At 73.2% G+C, this 15,481-nt stretch carries 12 protein-coding genes; 6 read left to right on the forward strand and 6 right to left on the reverse strand.

Translation table 11 applies throughout. From position 1 onward, the window contains the following. Window positions 1-25: 25 nt before the first annotated feature. Genes FFT10_RS05760 through FFT10_RS05775 form a run of 4 tightly spaced genes read right to left on the reverse strand, consistent with a single transcriptional unit; the run spans window position 26 to window position 4,837 of the window. Entirely contained in the window at window positions 26-1,588 is a 1,563-nt protein-coding gene (locus FFT10_RS05760) for a DHA2 family efflux MFS transporter permease subunit (protein ID WP_137731820.1), read from the reverse strand. Beyond that, window positions 1,588-2,865 carry an HlyD family secretion protein gene (locus FFT10_RS05765; RefSeq protein WP_137731821.1) on the reverse strand — a complete coding sequence of 426 codons (1,278 nt, stop codon included), beginning with the start codon at window positions 2,863-2,865 and terminating at the stop codon, window positions 1,588-1,590. Before FFT10_RS05765 ends, FFT10_RS05760 begins: the two co-directional genes overlap by 1 nt. A gap of 35 nt (window positions 2,866-2,900) precedes the next feature. After that, entirely contained in the window at window positions 2,901-4,355 is a 1,455-nt protein-coding gene (locus FFT10_RS05770) for an efflux transporter outer membrane subunit (protein ID WP_137731822.1), read from the reverse strand. Next, window positions 4,352-4,837 carry a MarR family winged helix-turn-helix transcriptional regulator gene (locus FFT10_RS05775; protein ID WP_137731823.1) on the reverse strand — a complete coding sequence of 162 codons (486 nt, stop codon included), beginning with the start codon at window positions 4,835-4,837 and terminating at the stop codon, window positions 4,352-4,354. The genes FFT10_RS05770 and FFT10_RS05775 overlap by 4 nt, the downstream gene beginning before the upstream one ends. A gap of 102 nt (window positions 4,838-4,939) precedes the next feature. On the opposite strand from FFT10_RS05775, the gene FFT10_RS05780 reads away from it, so the two are divergent. The 3 genes from FFT10_RS05780 to FFT10_RS05790 are packed head-to-tail and all read left to right on the forward strand — an operon-like array spanning window position 4,940 to window position 8,339. Beyond that, window positions 4,940-6,742 (forward strand): ABC transporter transmembrane domain-containing protein, encoded by a 1,803-nt coding sequence (locus FFT10_RS05780; protein WP_137731824.1) that lies wholly within the window; start codon window positions 4,940-4,942, stop codon window positions 6,740-6,742. Between the two features lie 32 nt (window positions 6,743-6,774). After that, window positions 6,775-7,848, forward strand: a complete 1,074-nt coding sequence (locus FFT10_RS05785; RefSeq protein ID WP_137731825.1) for a serine hydrolase domain-containing protein — start codon at window positions 6,775-6,777, stop codon at window positions 7,846-7,848. Between the two features lie 8 nt (window positions 7,849-7,856). Beyond that, complete coding sequence (locus FFT10_RS05790; protein ID WP_137731826.1) at window positions 7,857-8,339, forward strand: GreA/GreB family elongation factor; 483 nt, start codon at window positions 7,857-7,859, stop codon at window positions 8,337-8,339. 77 nt (window positions 8,340-8,416) lie between these two features. On the opposite strand, the gene FFT10_RS05795 is transcribed toward FFT10_RS05790, so the two are convergent. Both FFT10_RS05795 and FFT10_RS05800 read right to left on the reverse strand, forming a co-directional pair. Further along, window positions 8,417-9,790 (reverse strand): MFS transporter, encoded by a 1,374-nt coding sequence (locus FFT10_RS05795; RefSeq protein WP_162520700.1) that lies wholly within the window; start codon window positions 9,788-9,790, stop codon window positions 8,417-8,419. Window positions 9,791-9,800: 10 nt separating this feature from the next. Then, window positions 9,801-11,381 carry a phospholipase D-like domain-containing protein gene (locus tag FFT10_RS05800; RefSeq protein WP_137731828.1) on the reverse strand — a complete coding sequence of 527 codons (1,581 nt, stop codon included), beginning with the start codon at window positions 11,379-11,381 and terminating at the stop codon, window positions 9,801-9,803. 134 nt (window positions 11,382-11,515) lie between these two features. On the opposite strand from FFT10_RS05800, the gene FFT10_RS05805 reads away from it, so the two are divergent. Genes FFT10_RS05805 through FFT10_RS05815 form a run of 3 tightly spaced genes read left to right on the forward strand, consistent with a single transcriptional unit; the run spans window position 11,516 to window position 15,478 of the window. Beyond that, a complete protein-coding gene (locus FFT10_RS05805) occupies window positions 11,516-13,516 on the forward strand; it encodes a hypothetical protein (RefSeq protein ID WP_137731829.1) in 2,001 nt (666 codons plus the stop codon). Window positions 13,517-13,520: 4 nt separating this feature from the next. Continuing rightward, complete coding sequence (locus FFT10_RS05810) at window positions 13,521-14,594, forward strand: TIR domain-containing protein (protein WP_137731830.1); 1,074 nt, start codon at window positions 13,521-13,523, stop codon at window positions 14,592-14,594. Between the two features lie 53 nt (window positions 14,595-14,647). After that, on the forward strand, window positions 14,648-15,478 hold the full coding sequence (locus tag FFT10_RS05815; RefSeq protein ID WP_137731831.1) for a thymidylate synthase: 831 nt from the start codon (window positions 14,648-14,650) through the stop codon (window positions 15,476-15,478). Window positions 15,479-15,481: the final 3 nt, after the last annotated feature.

A 15,481-nucleotide genomic window follows, 5' to 3' on the forward strand; every position in this document is an offset into this window, starting at 1 on the left:
AACCGCATGCCGCATTGGAACGGATTCAGCCGGGCTTGCCAGCCGGGATTGCCACGGGGGCCACCGGCGCGGGCCGGCGGGTCAGCCAGATCAGCGCGATCAGGCCCAGGAACAGCCAGGCCGAGACCAGGAAGATGTCGTCGGCCGCGCGGGTGTGGGCCTGCTGGTCGATCAGCCGCGTGACCTGGGCCAGCGCGGCGGCCTCGCTCAGGCCGGCGGCCTGCAGCCCGGCCAGCGCGCTGGCCAGCGCGGCGCTGCCCGGCTGCAGCTGCTCCACCAGATGGGCGTGGTGCATGACGGCGCGCGACTCCCACACCGTGGTGGCGATCGACGCCCCCATCGCGCCGGAGGCGATGCGCACGAAGGTGGACAGCCCCGCCGCAGCCGGCAGCCGTGCCTGCGGGATGCCGGCCAGGCTGATGGTGGTGAGCGGGATGAAGTAGAACGCCAGCCCCGCACCTTGCAGCAGGGTGGGCACCATGATGGTGGCGATGTCGGTCTGCGGCGTGAAGCCCGAACGCATCCACATCACCACGGCGAAGACCACGAAGCCGGCCGTGGTCATCCAGCGCGGATCCCACTGCGTCACCTTGCGGCCTGCCAGCGGCGACAGCAGGATGGCCAGCACGCCCACCGGCGCCAGCGCCATGCCGGCCTGGGTGGCGGTGTAGCCCATCCACTGCTGCAGCCACAACGGCAACAGCACCACATTGCCCAGGAACAGGCCGTAGCCGATGCCGGTGACCAGCACGCCGACGCAGAAGTTGCGCTGCCCGAACAGCCGCAGGTCGACCACCGGATGGGCGTCGGTCAGCTCCCAGGCGATGAACACCGCCAGGCCGATCACCGCCACCACCGCCAGCACCACGATCTCGGTGCTCTCGAACCAGTCGGCCTCGGGGCCCAGGTCCAGCACCAGTTGCATCGCGCCCACGCCCAGCACCAGCAGGGCCAGCCCGATGGTGTCGATCGGCAGGCGGCGGGTAGGGGTTTCGCGCGCGCGGTACAGGCCCCACCCCACGGCAGCCGCCAGCAGGCCCACGGGCAGGTTGATGAAGAAGATCCAGGGCCAGCTGAGGTTGTCGGTCAGCCAGCCACCGAGCAGCGGGCCGACCACCGGCGCCACCAGGGTGGTCATGCCCCAGAAGGCCAGCGCGCGGCCGGCCTGCGCGCGCGGATAGCTGGCCATCAGCAGCGTCTGCGACAGCGGCATCAGCGGGCCGGCCACTAGGCCCTGCAGCACCCGGGCGGCCACCAGCATCTCCAGCGAGGTGGCGAGGCCGCAGAGCATGGAGGCCAGCACGAACAGCAGCACGCTGGTGGTCCACAGCCGCACCGCGCCGAAGCGCTGGGTCAGCCAGCCGGTCAGCGGCACGGCGATGGCATTGGCCACGCCGAAGCTGGTGATCACCCAGGTGGCCTGCGACGGGCTGGCGCCCAGGTCGCCGGCGATCGCCGGGATCGACACATTGGCGATCGACGAATCGAGCACGTTCATGAAGGTGGCCAGCGACAGCGCCACCGTGCCCAGCACCCGCGCGCTGCCCTGCAGCGGCGGGTGTTCCACCGGAACCGGCGGGGCGGCCATCAGCGGCGCGCCGGGCCTGCGGCGCGCGCCGCCGGGCCGCCGTGGGCGGCGATGATGCGGGCCACCTCGGCATCGGCCGCGGCGGTGAGCACGTCGAACACCGCGGTCTGGGCCACCGGCACACTGCGGGCGGCGGTGGCCAGCGTTGCGCCGGCAGGGTCGGACACATCCACCGACACCAGCATCGACAGGCCCAGCCGCAGCGGGTGCCTGGCCAGCTCGGCCGCATCCAGCGTGATGCGCACCGGCACCCGCTGCACCACCTTGATCCAGTTGCCGGTGGCGTTCTGCGCCGGCAGCAGCGCAAAGGCCGCGCCGGTGCCGGCGCCCAGGCCGGCCACCCGGCCGGTGTACTGCACCTGGCGGCCGTAGACATCGGCCGTGAGGGTGGCGCGCTGGCCGATGCGCAGCCGCGCCAGCTGCGGCTCCTTGAAGTTGGCGTCGACCCACAGCTGGTCCAGTGCCACCACTGTCATCAACGGCGTGCCGGCGGCCACCCGCTGGCCGATCTGCACCTGGCGCTTGGCCACCACGCCGGCCAGCGGCGCCGGCAGCGTGCTGCGGCGCAGCGCCAGGTAGGCCTCGCGCACCCGGGCGGCGGCCTCGGCCACCGCCGGCTGCTGGGCCAGGGCCACCCCCTCGGTCTGGGTCTGCTGCGCGGCCAGGGCTTCGCGGGCGGTGGCCAGCGCGGCCTGGGCCGCGGCCTGGCTGCTGCGGGCGGCGGCCAGCTGGGCCTGGGCATGGGCGAACTCTTCCTGGCCCACCGCGCCGCTGGCCACCAGCGGCGCCCGGCGGGCCACGTCGGCCTGGGCGCGGGCCAGCTCGCTGGCGGTGCGCGCCAGCTCGGCCTCGCGCTGGCCGATCTGCGCGGCCAGGGTGGCGCTGTTGGCATAGGTGCCGCGCAGGCCGCGCACCGTCTGCGCCAGCTGCGCCTCGGCACGGGCCAGCGCCACCTGGGCATCGGCGGCATCGAGCCTGACCAGCGGCGCACCAGCGGTCACCGGGTCGGTCTCGTCGGCCAGGATGGCCACCACCGTGCCGGCCACCTGCGGCGTGATCTGCACCACATTGCCCTGCACATAGGCGTTGTCGGTGGTCTCGTTGTGGCGGCCTTCCAGCCAGTGCCAGGCGGCCCAGCCGGCGCCGGCCAGCAGCACGGCCAGGCCGATCAGGCCCAGCACGCGGCGGCGGGTGGCGGGTGCGGCCTGCGGCGGCGAAGCGCCCGGTGTGGCGCTGGGCGCGGCGGGGGCGGCAGGTGCGGGGGCGGTGTCGGCCATGGGAGCTTGGAGGGGGCGTGGCGCGGCCGCTGGCGTCAGCGGCTGGCGGTGTGGGTGGTGGCGGGCACGGCCGCGGCGGTGGCCGGGCTGTCGGCCCAGCCGCCGCCCAGGGCCTGGGCCAGGGCGGCCTGGGCCTCCAGCTGGCGGGCCTGCAGATCCAGCGCCTGGGCCTGCTGGGCCAGCAGCAGCGCATCGGCCTGCAGCACCGGCAGGCGGTTGCCGAGACCGGCGGCAAAGCGCTGCTGGGCGATGGCGCGGGCATCGGCCAGCGCAGCCTGGGCCTGCGCCTGCTCGGCCTGCTGCTGGGCCAGGCTGCGCAGGCTGGCGGCGGCATCGGCCACCTCGCGGGCGGCATCCAGCACCGCGGCGTTGTAGGCGGCCACCGCGGCATCGGCCTCGGCGGCGCGGCCGCGCAGCTGGGCGCGCAGCACGCCGCCGTCGAACAGCGGCAGGCGCAGCGCCGGGCCGACGCTGAGCTGGCGGCTGCCCAGGTTCAGCAGCCGGTCCAGGCCCAGCGCGTTCAGGCCGACGGCGGCATTGAGGTTGATGTCGGGGTAGAAATCGGCCCGCGCGGCGGCCACGCCCTGGGCGGCAGCTTCCACCCGCCAGCGGGCGGCCACCACATCGGCGCGGCGGCCCAGCAGGTCGGCGCCCAGGTGCGCCGGCGGCAGCGCCAGGCGCAGCGCGGCCAGCTGCGGCGCGGCGGCATCCAGCGCCTGCGGCGCCTGGCCGCTGAGGGCTGCCAGCCGGTGGCGGGCAGCGGCGATCTGGCCATCCAGTGCGGCGATCTGGCCGCGGGCTTCAGGCACCGGGCCGTCGGCGCTGCGCAGGGCGCCCTGGGTGTCGAGCCCGGCGGCCACCCGCTGGGCCGTCAGGTCCCGCAGGGCCTGGCGCTGGGCCTGGGCCTGGGTGGCGATGTCGCGCTGGGCCAGCAGCCGGGCCAGGCCCACCCAGGCCTGGGTGAGCTGGGCGGCCAGCAGGCTGCGCGCAGCCTGGGCCTCGGCGGCGGCGGCGCGATGGCGGCCGATGGCGGCGGCCAGCGCCGCATCGTGCTTGCCGAAGAAATCCAGCGCCAGGTGGCCACTGGCCTGGATGCTGGCGGTGTTGCGCACGCTGCCGGCCACCGCCGGCGGGATCAGCCCGTTACCGCTGAAGCGCTGGCGGGTGGCATCGGCCGACAGCCCGGCCTGCGGGCCCTGACCGCCCTGCACCAGGGCCACCGCGGCATCGGCCACGGCCAGCCGGGCGGCGGCGGCCTGGAGGCCGGGCTGGCCGGCCAGGGCGGTGTCGACCAGGGCATCCAGTGCCGGGTCGCCCAGCGCCGTCCACCAGCGGGTGTCGGGAAAGGCGCCGGCCGCGTCGCCCAGGCCGGCGGCCGACGGGGCCAGCAACGGCGCCTGGGCGATGGGCGGGCCGGGCTGGGCGCAGCCGGCCAGCAGCGCCGCAGCAGCCAGTGCGGTCGCCAGGGTCTGGCGCGGGGCAGCTGTCATGCCGGCTCCCGCAGCGTGTCGCCATTGGCCAGCAGGCGGTGCAGCAGGCCGATCAGCTGCTGCCACTCGGCCGGGCTGAAGCCGGCCAGGTGGGCATTGAGCACCTGCACGGCCACCGGCGGCACCAGTGCGGCGGCGGCACGCCCGCTCTCGGTCAGCACCAGGGTGACGACACGGCGGTCGGCCGCCGAGCGCTCGCGCCGCAGCAGGCCCTTGGCCTCCAGCCGGTCGACGGCGCGGGTCATCGCGCCGGGGTCGATGGCCTGGTCGCGCGCCAGTGCGGCGATGGTGGTGCAGCCGCCATGGGCGATGCGCACCAGCGGCAGCCACTGCGCCTGGGTCAGGTCATGCGGTGCCAGCTCGCGGTCGATGGTCTGGCGGATCGACTGCAGGGCCCGCTTCATCAGCAGGCCGATGTTGTTGTCAGGCCGGATCGTCTCGGGCGTGTAGAAGGCGGCGGTGGTCGGGGCAGGATCGGCCATCGCACATTATTGCCAGGGCAATGATTGCCCAAGCATGCATTTCCGCAGGGCTTGCTGGCAACCATCCATGCCGCCCAGAGGTCGACCCCTACACTGCCGGCCATGGCCCAGAAAGACAACGACCGCCCCGCCGCAAAGACGCCCCGTTCCCTCTCCGGCCTGCGCCCCTTCCTGCGGCCCTACCGGCTGCAGATCACCCTGGCCGGGCTGTTCCTGGTGCTGGCGGCCGTCAGCACGCTGGCCTTCCCGGTGGCGCTGAAGTCGCTGATCGACCAAGGCGTGGTGGCGGCCGATCCGGCCGAGCGGGTGATGGCGCTGCGCGGGCACTTCCTGGCGCTGTTCGGCGTGGGCGCGGCGCTGGGCCTGTTCTCGGCGCTGCGGTTCTACATGGTCAGCTGGCTGGGTGAGCGGGTGACGGCCGACCTGCGCAATGCCGTCTACGGCCATGTGGTGCAGCAAAGCCCGGAGTTCTTCGAGAGCAATGCCAGCGGCGAGGTGCTGAGCCGCCTGACCACCGACACCACCCTGGTGCAGACGGTGGTGGGCAGCAGCCTGAGCATGGGCCTGCGCAACGTGGTGATGGGCACCGGCGCGATGGCCATGCTGATCGTCACCAACCCGGTGGTGATGACCCAGGTGCTGGGCATCCTGGTGCTGGTGGTGCTGCCCAGCCTGTACTTCGGCCGCCGGGTGCGCAAGCTCAGCCGCGCCAGCCAGGACCGGGTGGCCGATTCCAGCGCCATCGCCGCCGAGGTGCTGAACGCCATCCCCGTGGTGCAGAGCTATGTGCAGGAGCGGCGCGAGGCGCAGCGCTTCAACAGCTCCACCGAGGCCGCCTTCGAGACGGCGCGCAAGCGCACCAAGGTGCGGGCGCTGCTGGTGGGCTTCATCATCACCGCCACCTTCGGTGCGCTGCTGTGGGGCTTGTACCAGGGCACGCAGGCGGTGGCCGCCGGCACCATCACCGCCGGCCACCTGGGGCAGACAGTGGTGTTCGTGATCATCCTGGTCAGCAGCGTGGCGGTGCTGAGCGAGGTGTACGGCGACCTGCTGCGCGCTGCCGGCGCCACCGAGCGGCTGATGGAGCTGCTGGACGCCCGCAGCCCGGTGGCCGAGCCCACCGCCCCGCTGGCGCTGCCGCACCGCCCGGCCGGCGCGGCGGTGGCCTTCCAGGACGTGGGCTTCCACTACCCGTCACGCCCGCGGCTGCCGGCGTTGCAGGGCTTCAGCCTGCAGGTGGCGCCGGGCGAGACGGTGGCCATCGTCGGCCCCAGCGGCGCGGGCAAGAGCACGGTGTTCCAGCTGCTGCTGCGCTTCTACGACGTGGGCAGCGGCGCCATCACGCTCGACGGCGTCGACATCCGCCAGGCCAGCCTGGCCGACCTGCGCCAGCGCGTGGGCATCGTGCCGCAGGATTCCACCGTGTTCTCCACCACCGCGCTGGAGAACATCCGCTACGGCCGGCCCGAGGCGACCGAGGCCGAGGTCATCGCCGCCGCCCAGGCGGCGTTTGCGCACGACTTCATCACCGCCCTGCCCGAGGGCTACGACACCTACCTGGGCGAGCGCGGCGTGCGCCTGTCGGGCGGCCAGCGCCAGCGCATCAGCATCGCCCGGGCGATGCTGAAGAACCCGCCGCTGCTGCTGCTGGACGAAGCCACCAGCGCGCTGGACGCCGAGAGCGAGCGCATGGTGCAGGCCGCGCTGGAGCGGGCCATGGCGGGCCGCACCACCCTGGTCATCGCCCACCGGCTGGCCACGGTGCAGCGGGCCGACCGCATCGTGGTGATGGAGGCCGGCCGCATCGTCGACATCGGCACGCACGATGCGCTGGTGGCCCGCGGCGGGTTGTATGCGCGGCTGGCGGCGATGCAGTTCGGGCTGGACGACCGCGAAGCGGCCTGAGCGGCCTGACCAGGGCCTCTAGACTGCCGGGCATGTCCACACCTGCCCTGCGATCCCTGGCACAGGCCACCGCCTTCGCCGACGCCCACGAGACGCCCTGGACGCGTGACCCGCTGCGCGAGCCGCTGCGCTTCGGCGTGCACCACGACGATCCGCCGCCCTGGAACCGCCTGCGTGGCCCGGTGCATGAACGCGGGCCCTGCAGCGGCGTGGTGTGGCAGCACGGCGCCGAGATCGCCAGCTGGGGCCAGCCCGCACGATCCGACCAGACCTTCAGCGTGGCCAAGACCTGCCTGGCCCTGCTGGCCGGCGTGGCGCAACTGCGCGGCCTGCTGCCCGATGTGGACCGGCCGGTGGCCGCCCAGCTGCCCGGCATCGGCTTCGACACGCCGCACAACGCGCCCATCACCTGGCGCCAGCTGCTGGAACAGACCAGCGAATGGGAAGGCAGCTGCTTCGGCCTGCCTGACCAGGTGGACCGCTGGCGCAAGGTGGCCCACGACCCGCGCCCCGCCGGCGGCCCCAAGGGTGGCAACCGCCCGCTGCAGGCGCCGGGCACGTACTGGGAGTACAACGACGTGCGCATCAACCAGCTGTCGCTGGCCTTGCTGCACCTGTTCCGCGAGCCGCTGCAGCAGGTGATGCAGGACGCGCTGCTGCAACCGCTGGGTGCGCAGGACAGCTTCCGCTGGGAAGGCTACGACGACGCCTGGGTCACGCTGGACGGCCGGCGCCTGCCCTCGGTGCCTGGCGGCACGCACTGGGGCGGCGGCGTGACGGTCAGCGCTCGCGACCTGGCCCGGCTGGGCCAGCTGCTGCTGGAGGGCGGCACCCACCAGGGCCGCGCGCTGCTGCCCGCGGACTGGGTGCGCCGCATGGGCCAGCCGGCCGCGATCGCGCCGTTCTACGGCTGGCTGGTGTGGCTGAACCCCGAGGGCCGGCTGTTCCCGGGCGCGTCGGCCGACGCGGTGTTCATGCAGGGCGCCGGCGGCCACATGGTCTGGGTGGATCCCGCGCTGCAGGCGGTGGTGGTGACACGCTGGCTGGACCCTGCGCACCACGCCCGCTTCATCGCCATGGCAGCCGGCGCCCTGCGCGGCACCTGAGCGCCGCCGTGGACAAGGCCGCACTGCAGCAACAGGTGCTGGAACGCCTGGCCGGCGACCTGCTGCAAGCCGAAGAAGCCGTGCGGGCCGCCCATGAAACGGCGACGCACGAAGAGAACATCGCCGAGAACAAGTACGACACCCTGGGGCTGGAAGCGTCGTACCTGGCCACCGGCCAGGCGCGCCGGGCCGAGGCCATCCGCGCGGCGATGGCCACCTGGCGCCAGTTCCGCCCCGGCCCGTACGACGCCGGCCTGGGCATCCAGCGCGGCGCGCTGGTCTGCCTGGTCGATGCCGGCGGCCAGCAGCAACAGCTGTTTCTCGGCCCGGCGGGGGGCAGCATGACGCTGGTCAGCGGCGCGCAGCGGGTGCAGGTCATCAGCACCGACGCCCCGTTGGGCCAGGCCTTGCTGGGCAAGTGCGACGGTGACGAGGTGTCGATCCAGGTCGGTGGCAGCCGCCAGCAGTTCGAGGTGCTGCGGGTTCTCTGAGCCCCCGACACGCGCACGCCGGGTCGATCAGAGGCCCAGGCCTCCGGCCACGTCCGCGCCCCGGCGCCTGTCGCCGTTCAGCCGGCCCCGATGCGCCGCCACACCCACCCCCAGCGCAGTGCCAGCAACGCCAGCGCGCCTCCCAGTACCGCAAAGCTCAGCGCCGTGCTGCCGCTCCAGGCATCGAACCAGCCGATGCCCACCGCGCCCAGGGCGATGCCCAGCAGCCGCGTCACGCTGACCAGGCTGCCGGCCACCCCACGCTCGTGCAACGGCAGCAGGCTGGTGGTGGTGTCCATGTAGCCCACCTGGAACAGGCCCTGCCCGATGCCGCAGACCGCCATGCCCACGCCCAGCGCCGCCGGTGGCAGCCCGGCCAGCAACCAGGGCGCCGGCACCAGCAGCAGCGCCGTGGCCAGCAGGCCGATGGCGCCGCCGCCCAGGCCCCAGACCATCAGCCGGGTGGCACCGGCCTGCCGGCCCAGGCGGCTGGCGAGCAGGCTGCCGACGACGGCGCCGCCGGGGTACAGCGCCAGCAGCAGACCGGCCGTGCCGATCGGCAGGGCCTGCGGTCCGCGGGTCAGCACATACGGCAGCAGCAGCAGGTTGGCGAAGCTGGCCAGGCTCAGCGCCACCGACGCCAGCTGCACACCCGTGAACAGGCGCGCGCGGAACGGCGCCAGCCGCAGCACCGGATGCGGCGTGCGGTCGGCATGCCGCACCCACAGCACCGCGCCCAGCAGGCCCGCACCCAGGCCGGCCAGCCCCACGGCCACGCGGCCCGCAGGCCGGGCCAGTTCGGCCAGGCCCAGCACCAGGGCGCAGAGCACGGCCGACAGACCCACCGCACCCACCCAGTCGAAAGCCGGCGCCGGTGTTGCGCGCGCAGGACCGGCCGGCGCCGGCAGCACCCAGGGCAGGGCCAGCCAGACCAGCAAGGCCAGGGGCGCGCGGAAGATGAACACCGCCGGCCAGCCGAGGGCATCGATCAGCACGCCGCCCAGCCACGGCCCCGCGGCCATGGCCAGGCTGGTGCTGGCCACGTACAGGGCCAGCACGCGCTGCTTGTCGGCCGGCGGATAGGCCAGCGTGGCCAGGGCCGCTCCGCACGACACCACCAGCCCCACGCCCAGGCCCTGCAGCACCCGCATGGCCACCAGGGTCGGGAAGTCGGGCGCCAGGCCAACGGCCAGGTGGGCCACGGCACAGGTGGCCAGGCCGATGGCGAAGATGCGCCGGTGGCCGAACAGATCCCCCAGCCGGCCGAAGACCAGGGTCAGGCAGGTCTGCGTCAGCACGAAGGCGATCACCACCCACTGGATCGCCTGCGGCGACAGCGCGAAGGCCGCGCTGATGACTGGAAAGGCGGTGTTGACCGTGGTGTCCAGCGGACCGGCCAGCGTGCCCAGACAGACGGCCAGCAGGGCCAGTCGGCGGCGCCAGGGCGACATCCGGGCGCGCTCAGTAGTACGAGGCCGGCAGCAGCTTGAACAGCAGGTTCTGCACCCGCTGCCAGACATGGCGGGCGGGTTCGCTGGCGAGCGTGCCGGCGCTGCTGTGCCAGTGCAGGCCGCCCTCGGGCGCGGCCACCACCTGCCAGCTGTTGTCAGGGCCCATGTCACGCTCCAGGTGCCGGGCCAGCTGGGCAGCCAGCACCGGGCTGTCGACCACCACGCCCATCTCGGAATTGAAGATCTCCGAGCGCGGGTCGAGGTTCATCGAGCCGATGAAGCTGCGCTGCCGGTCGACCACCATGGCCTTCACATGCAGGCCGACGAAGCCCGACTTGACCGGCGGTGTGTCCACCACCGCGGCCTGGATGGCGGCGTCGGCGCGCAGCTCGTGCAGCTGCACGCCGGCCTGCAGCAGGCGCTGGCGCCAGGGGCCGTAGTGGGCATTGACGGCCGGCACGTCGTTGGACGACAGCGAGTTGGTGAGGATGCGCACCCGCACGCCGCGGGCTGCCAGGTCCTGCAGGTCGGCCATGAAGCCGGCGTCGGGGATCACGTAGGCATTGCTGATCAGCACCTCGCGCTGGGCCGAGCGCATCAGCGCCCGGTAGGCCGCCGGCATGCGGTTGGCCGAGCCCTCGGCGCGCGACGGCGGATCGGCATGCACCGCGCTGCGGCCCGGGGTCAGCGTGTGCGCCAGGGCCAGCATGTCGGCCGTCCAGTCGCGCTGGCCGGCGGCGATGGCGCGGGTGGCGGGGTGGGCCGCGGCGGCGGGCGGCAGCTCGATCATCGCCGGCGTCAGCCGCCGGGCATCGGCACCGGGCTGCGGGGGCGGCAGGCGGCGCACCCAGCTGCTGTTCCAGTAGCGGTCGAACACCGCGCTGGCCTGGCGCGCCACCGGGCCCACGCCCAGCACATCGAGGTCATGGAAGTTGAAGGCCGGGTTCAGGCCCATGTACTCGTCGCCGATGTTGCGCCCGCCCAGGATGGCGGTGCGGTTGTCGGCCACCATCTGCTTGTTGTGCATGCGCCGGTTGATGCGCGCGAAGTCGCTGATGCCCTCGCCCAGCCGGCCCAGCCAGCCGCGCTCGCGCCAGGCGTTGAACACCCGCACCTCGATGTTGGGATGGGCATCCACCCGGGCCAGCATGGCGTCGCGCAGCTCGGGGCTGCCCATGTCGCGCAGCATGGTGTTCAGGTCGTCGAACAGCATGCGCACCTGCACGCCGCGGTCGGCCGCGGCGATCACCCGCGTCATCAGCAGCTGGCCGGCGGCGTCGGCGAACCAGACGTAGTACTGCACATCCAGCGAATGCCTGGCGCCGTCGATCACCGCCAGCCGGTAGCGCAGGCCGTTGGCGTTGCTGTCGAGCAGGCGGAAGCCCGAGACCTCGGCGCCATGCTGGCCGGCGATCTGCTGCTCCACCGCGGCCAGCAGGCCGTCGGCGCGCGGCGGCAGCGCGGTGCTGTGCGCCAGCTTGGGCGCCGGCGGCGGCGGCACCGTGGCGCAGCCGGCCAGCCACAGCAGCATGGCCAGCAGGGCCACCAGCGGCCAACGCAGCCCGCCGTCCCAACCCGGTGTGTGTGTCATGTCCACGCGCCTCGCCGCCAATGCGGCACCACGATGGCCTGCATTGTGGTGGCGCCGGGCGCGTGGCCGGCGTGGCAACATCGCCCGCAGGGATGCCCGGGGGCGGGCCGGTCGGGTGGCGGCGGGGTGGGGCAATGACACGCAGGCAGACGGCATGGACACGGGCGCTGCCAACGCTGGCCGGCGGGCTGTTGGCCGCATCGGCCCAGGCCTGGGTCTACCCGGAGCACCGCGACATCGCGGTGCTCGCCGTGACATCCCTGGTGCCCGAGCGCCGCGCCGCCTTCGACCGGCTGTGGGAAGAAGCCCGCACCGGCCATGAAGCGCGCCTGTGCCGGCTGTCGGCCTTCGAGAAGCAGGGCGTGGCGCCGCTGTGCCTGGACTTTGCGGCGCTGACGGCCCTCGCCGGCGACCATGCCTGCTCCAGCCGGCAACTGCTGGACACCGCGCTGCGGTCGGACTGGGTGCTGCAAGTGGCCGACGTGGCGGCCCAGCTGAAGGCCGACCTGGCCCGCATCCCGGTGGTGCCGCCGGCCTCGGCGCAGCCGGTGGAAATCACCCCCGAGACCATCGGCCCCGATCTGCGCCGCCGCATGCAGAGCTCGGAGCACCGGGCCGAGCGGCTGAACGCGCTGCGGGTCTCCGACATCCGCATGCAGCGCGCCGACCCGGGCTATGCCACCCGCGCCAATGCCAGCACCGCGCACTTCCTGCTGGCGCGCACCCAGGCCACCAGTGACGAGGCCAGCTACGGCCGCACCGCGGTGGCCCCGGGCGCCGAGATCAACGCGGTGGGCGTCTACCGCCACCACCACCTGAGCGCGCTGCAGAAGGCCGCCCGCCTGGCCCGCGAGACACTGACGCCCGAAGCGCGGCGCGCCCTGCTGCTGGCCGCGCTGGCCGACGAGGCCTTTGCGCTGCACTTCCTGCAGGACACCTTTGCCGCCGGCCACATCGCCGGCACCTGGGGCGACGCCTCCCAGCGCAAGGGCACGCACGACTACTACAACGAGCACGGCCTGGAGATCTCCACCTGGGGCCAGGGCGGCCCGCCGGTGGTGGTGATGGGCGATGCCCACATGCGGCCCGAAGACGCCGCCCTGGCGGCCGAGTCGGTGCGCCAGAGCCTGGCCCAGGTGATCGACGCCACCCAGGGCATCCTGCCGGCCGACCTGGTGCCGCAGGCCGACACCGCGCCGGCCGAGGCCGACGGCTTCGACGTCTGCCGCAACAGCCGCATGCCGCCGCGGCCGGCGGTGCTGCAGCAGGCCGAAACCACCGGCGCGCTGTTCACCGCGGTGCAGAAGCCCACGCCGGTGCCCGGCCTGGGCCCGGGCCTGGGCGCGATGCCGCGCTTCCGCGCCGAGCTGGGCCCGTTCATCGGCCTGGCCGGCGCCATCGACCACCGCCAGCTGCGCAACGGCTTCGACCCCGCGCAGACCGAGCGCGGCCGCATGACCGGGCTGGATGTCTCGCTGCGGCTCGGCCTGGGCCTGGAGGGCGTGATCGGCGATTCGGGCGATGGCCTGGTGTATGCCGCACTGGGCATGCGGGCCGACACGGCATCAAGCAACAAGTTCCTGCCCCGGTCGGTGCTGGTCGACGGCGGCGGCATCCTGGCAGCAGTGCCGGCGCGCACCGGGCCCAGCCTGCGCCTGCGCGCGCCGTTCTTCCTGGTGCCCGGGGATCTGCTGCTGCTGTCGCCACTGGCGCTGGCCGCGCCCGACGCCTACGCAGCGATGGCGGTGACGGCCAGCAACGGTGGCCTGATCCCCTGGCAGCTGGGCATGGCGACGGCGGTGGGGCGCTTCCAGCTCGTGCTGGGGCGCGAGCTGGGTGTCACCCGCTTCGGCCGCAGCAACGACGACCAGCTGGTCGCTCCCGGCCTGAGGCCCGGCGACCCGCCCCGGCTGGTGCGCCTGCGCTCCACGCTGGTCGACCTGCCGATCCTGGAATACCGGCCCTACCGCGCCTTCGCCGGCAACCAGAGCTCCAGCGTGCTGTTCCAGCTGTTCACCAGCGCGGACGTGCCCGGCCATGCCCGCGAAGTCGGCCCGGTCAACACGCCGGTTGAACTGCGCACCATCTGGTCGCTGGGGCTGCGCATGGTGTTCGACTGGCGCTCCTACCGCTGAGGCCATGAACGACGCCGATGACGCCCGCCAATGGCAGCTGATGCGCGCTCCGGGGTTGCAGGTCGCGTTTCTGGGCTCGGGCGCGATCACGCCCGCGCAGCAGACTTTGTGCGAGTGCCTTGGCGGACACCTGGCCCCGAAACTGCATGTCGCGGTGGCCACCAGCGGGTACGCTGGTCAGATCGCACGCGGGCGGCGGTCGTTCACCATGACGGTGGCCCAGTCGTTCGCCGACCGACTGCCCGCATCGGACGTCGACCGCCGGGTCACGAGCTTTCTGGTGAGGAAACGCGACGGCAGCCTGCCTGGATCGTTGCTGGGATTGGGACGCCGCGTCGTGGTGCGGGGCCGAAGCCTGATGAACCGGCAGGCCCAGATCATCGCCAAGTCGGACGTGCTGTGTGTCGGCGGCGGCGGACAGGGCACGACCGACTTTGCCCGCCTGGCGCTGCAGATCGACAAGCCGATGCTGCCGCTGCCGTTCATGGGCGGTGCCTCTCAGCACCTGTGGACCGAATTCGGCGATGACATCCGCGACGAGTTCTTCATCGACGCAGCACAGTGGCAACGCTGGTCCGACATCGACCTCGACCTGCTGACGACCGCGCAGATCGACAGCCTCGCTGCCGAGGTGGCGGCCACGCTGCTGCGCAGCGCGCGCGGCACCTGCCTGGTGTGCATGCCCTTTGCAGATCGCCACCTGCCGCTGTATGCCAGCATCATCGAACCGGCGATCGCCGGCGCCCACCTGCTGGCCGTGCGCATGGACCACACCCCCTCCGTCGGCGACATCGTCGACACGCTGCGCGCCGAGATCGAAGCGGCACGCTGCGTGGTGGCCGTGGTGGACGAGCAGAACCCGAATGTGCTCTACGAAGTGGGATTCGCGCATGCGCTGCGCAAACCGGTGGTGTTGATGCGTGCGGCAGGCGCAGCCGATGGACCGGCGGTCGACCTGCCGTTCGATGTGCGCACGCACCGGGTCGTCACCTACCCCGCGGGGCTGCCTGCCGACGGCACCGCCGCCGCCCGGGCCGAACTGCATGCGCTGCTGCGCGCGATTTCGCACGGCCTCTGAAGCCGTCCCGCTCCACCGGATAATCGGATCCCAGCCGCCCCGACCTGTCCGCCATGACCCGCCCCACCCGCCACCAGTACGAAGACTTCATGCGCCATGTGTTCACCCATGGCGTGGCCAAGGGCGACCGCACCGGCACCGGCACGCGCAGCGTGTTCGGCCACCAGATGCGCTTCGACCTGAACGAGGGCTTTCCGCTGGTCACCACCAAGAAGGTGTTCTGGAAAGCCATCGTGGTGGAGCTGCTGTGGTTCCTGCGCGGCGACAGCAACGTGCAATGGCTGCAGGACAACGGCTGCACCATCTGGGACGAATGGGCCCGCGCCGACGGCAGCCTGGGCCCGGTGTACGGCGTGCAGTGGCGCAGCTGGCCCACGCCCGATGGCCGCCACATCGACCAGATCGCCCAGGTGGTGCAGCAGGTCAAGACCAACCCCGACAGCCGCCGCATCATCGTCAGCGCCTGGAACGTGGCCGACCTGGACGCCATGGCGCTGATGCCCTGCCACGCCTTCTTCCAGTTCTACGTGGCGCCGGCCACCGTGCCCGGCGGCCGCGGCAAGCTCAGCTGCCAGCTCTACCAGCGCAGCGCCGACATCTTCCTCGGCGTGCCGTTCAACATCGCCAGCTACGCCCTGCTGACCCACATGCTGGCCCAGCAGTGCGACCTGGACGTGGGCGACTTCATCTGGACCGGCGGCGACTGCCACATCTACGACAACCATGTCGAGCAGGTGCAGACCCAGCTGGCCCGCGCGCCCTACCCCTACCCGACGCTGGAGATCGTGCGCCGGCCCGACAGCATCGACGGCTACCGGTTCGAGGACTTCGTGCTGCACGGTTACCAGAGCCATCCGCTGATCAAGGCACCGGTGGCGGTGTGACGC

Source organism: Pseudaquabacterium pictum (assembly GCF_005403045.1).
Lineage (GTDB): Bacteria > Pseudomonadota > Gammaproteobacteria > Burkholderiales > Burkholderiaceae_C > Pseudaquabacterium > Pseudaquabacterium pictum.

What these genes read in the sequence shown, in the direction of transcription:
- FFT10_RS05815 (WP_137731831.1), top strand. Translation starts at nt 14,648, where the DNA reads ATGACCCGCCCCACCCGCCACCAGTACGAAGACTTCATGCGCCATGTG.
- FFT10_RS05810 (WP_137731830.1), top strand. Translation starts at nt 13,521, where the DNA reads ATGAACGACGCCGATGACGCCCGCCAATGGCAGCTGATGCGCGCTCCG.
- FFT10_RS05765 (WP_137731821.1), bottom strand. Translation starts at nt 2,865, where the DNA reads ATGGCCGACACCGCCCCCGCACCTGCCGCCCCCGCCGCGCCCAGCGCC.
- FFT10_RS05800 (WP_137731828.1), bottom strand. Translation starts at nt 11,381, where the DNA reads ATGACACACACACCGGGTTGGGACGGCGGGCTGCGTTGGCCGCTGGTG.
- FFT10_RS05785 (WP_137731825.1), top strand. Translation starts at nt 6,775, where the DNA reads ATGTCCACACCTGCCCTGCGATCCCTGGCACAGGCCACCGCCTTCGCC.
- FFT10_RS05760 (WP_137731820.1), bottom strand. Translation starts at nt 1,588, where the DNA reads ATGGCCGCCCCGCCGGTTCCGGTGGAACACCCGCCGCTGCAGGGCAGC.
- FFT10_RS05780 (WP_137731824.1), top strand. Translation starts at nt 4,940, where the DNA reads ATGGCCCAGAAAGACAACGACCGCCCCGCCGCAAAGACGCCCCGTTCC.
- FFT10_RS05795 (WP_162520700.1), bottom strand. Translation starts at nt 9,790, where the DNA reads ATGTCGCCCTGGCGCCGCCGACTGGCCCTGCTGGCCGTCTGTCTGGGC.
- FFT10_RS05775 (WP_137731823.1), bottom strand. Translation starts at nt 4,837, where the DNA reads ATGGCCGATCCTGCCCCGACCACCGCCGCCTTCTACACGCCCGAGACG.
- FFT10_RS05770 (WP_137731822.1), bottom strand. Translation starts at nt 4,355, where the DNA reads ATGACAGCTGCCCCGCGCCAGACCCTGGCGACCGCACTGGCTGCTGCG.
- FFT10_RS05805 (WP_137731829.1), top strand. Translation starts at nt 11,516, where the DNA reads ATGACACGCAGGCAGACGGCATGGACACGGGCGCTGCCAACGCTGGCC.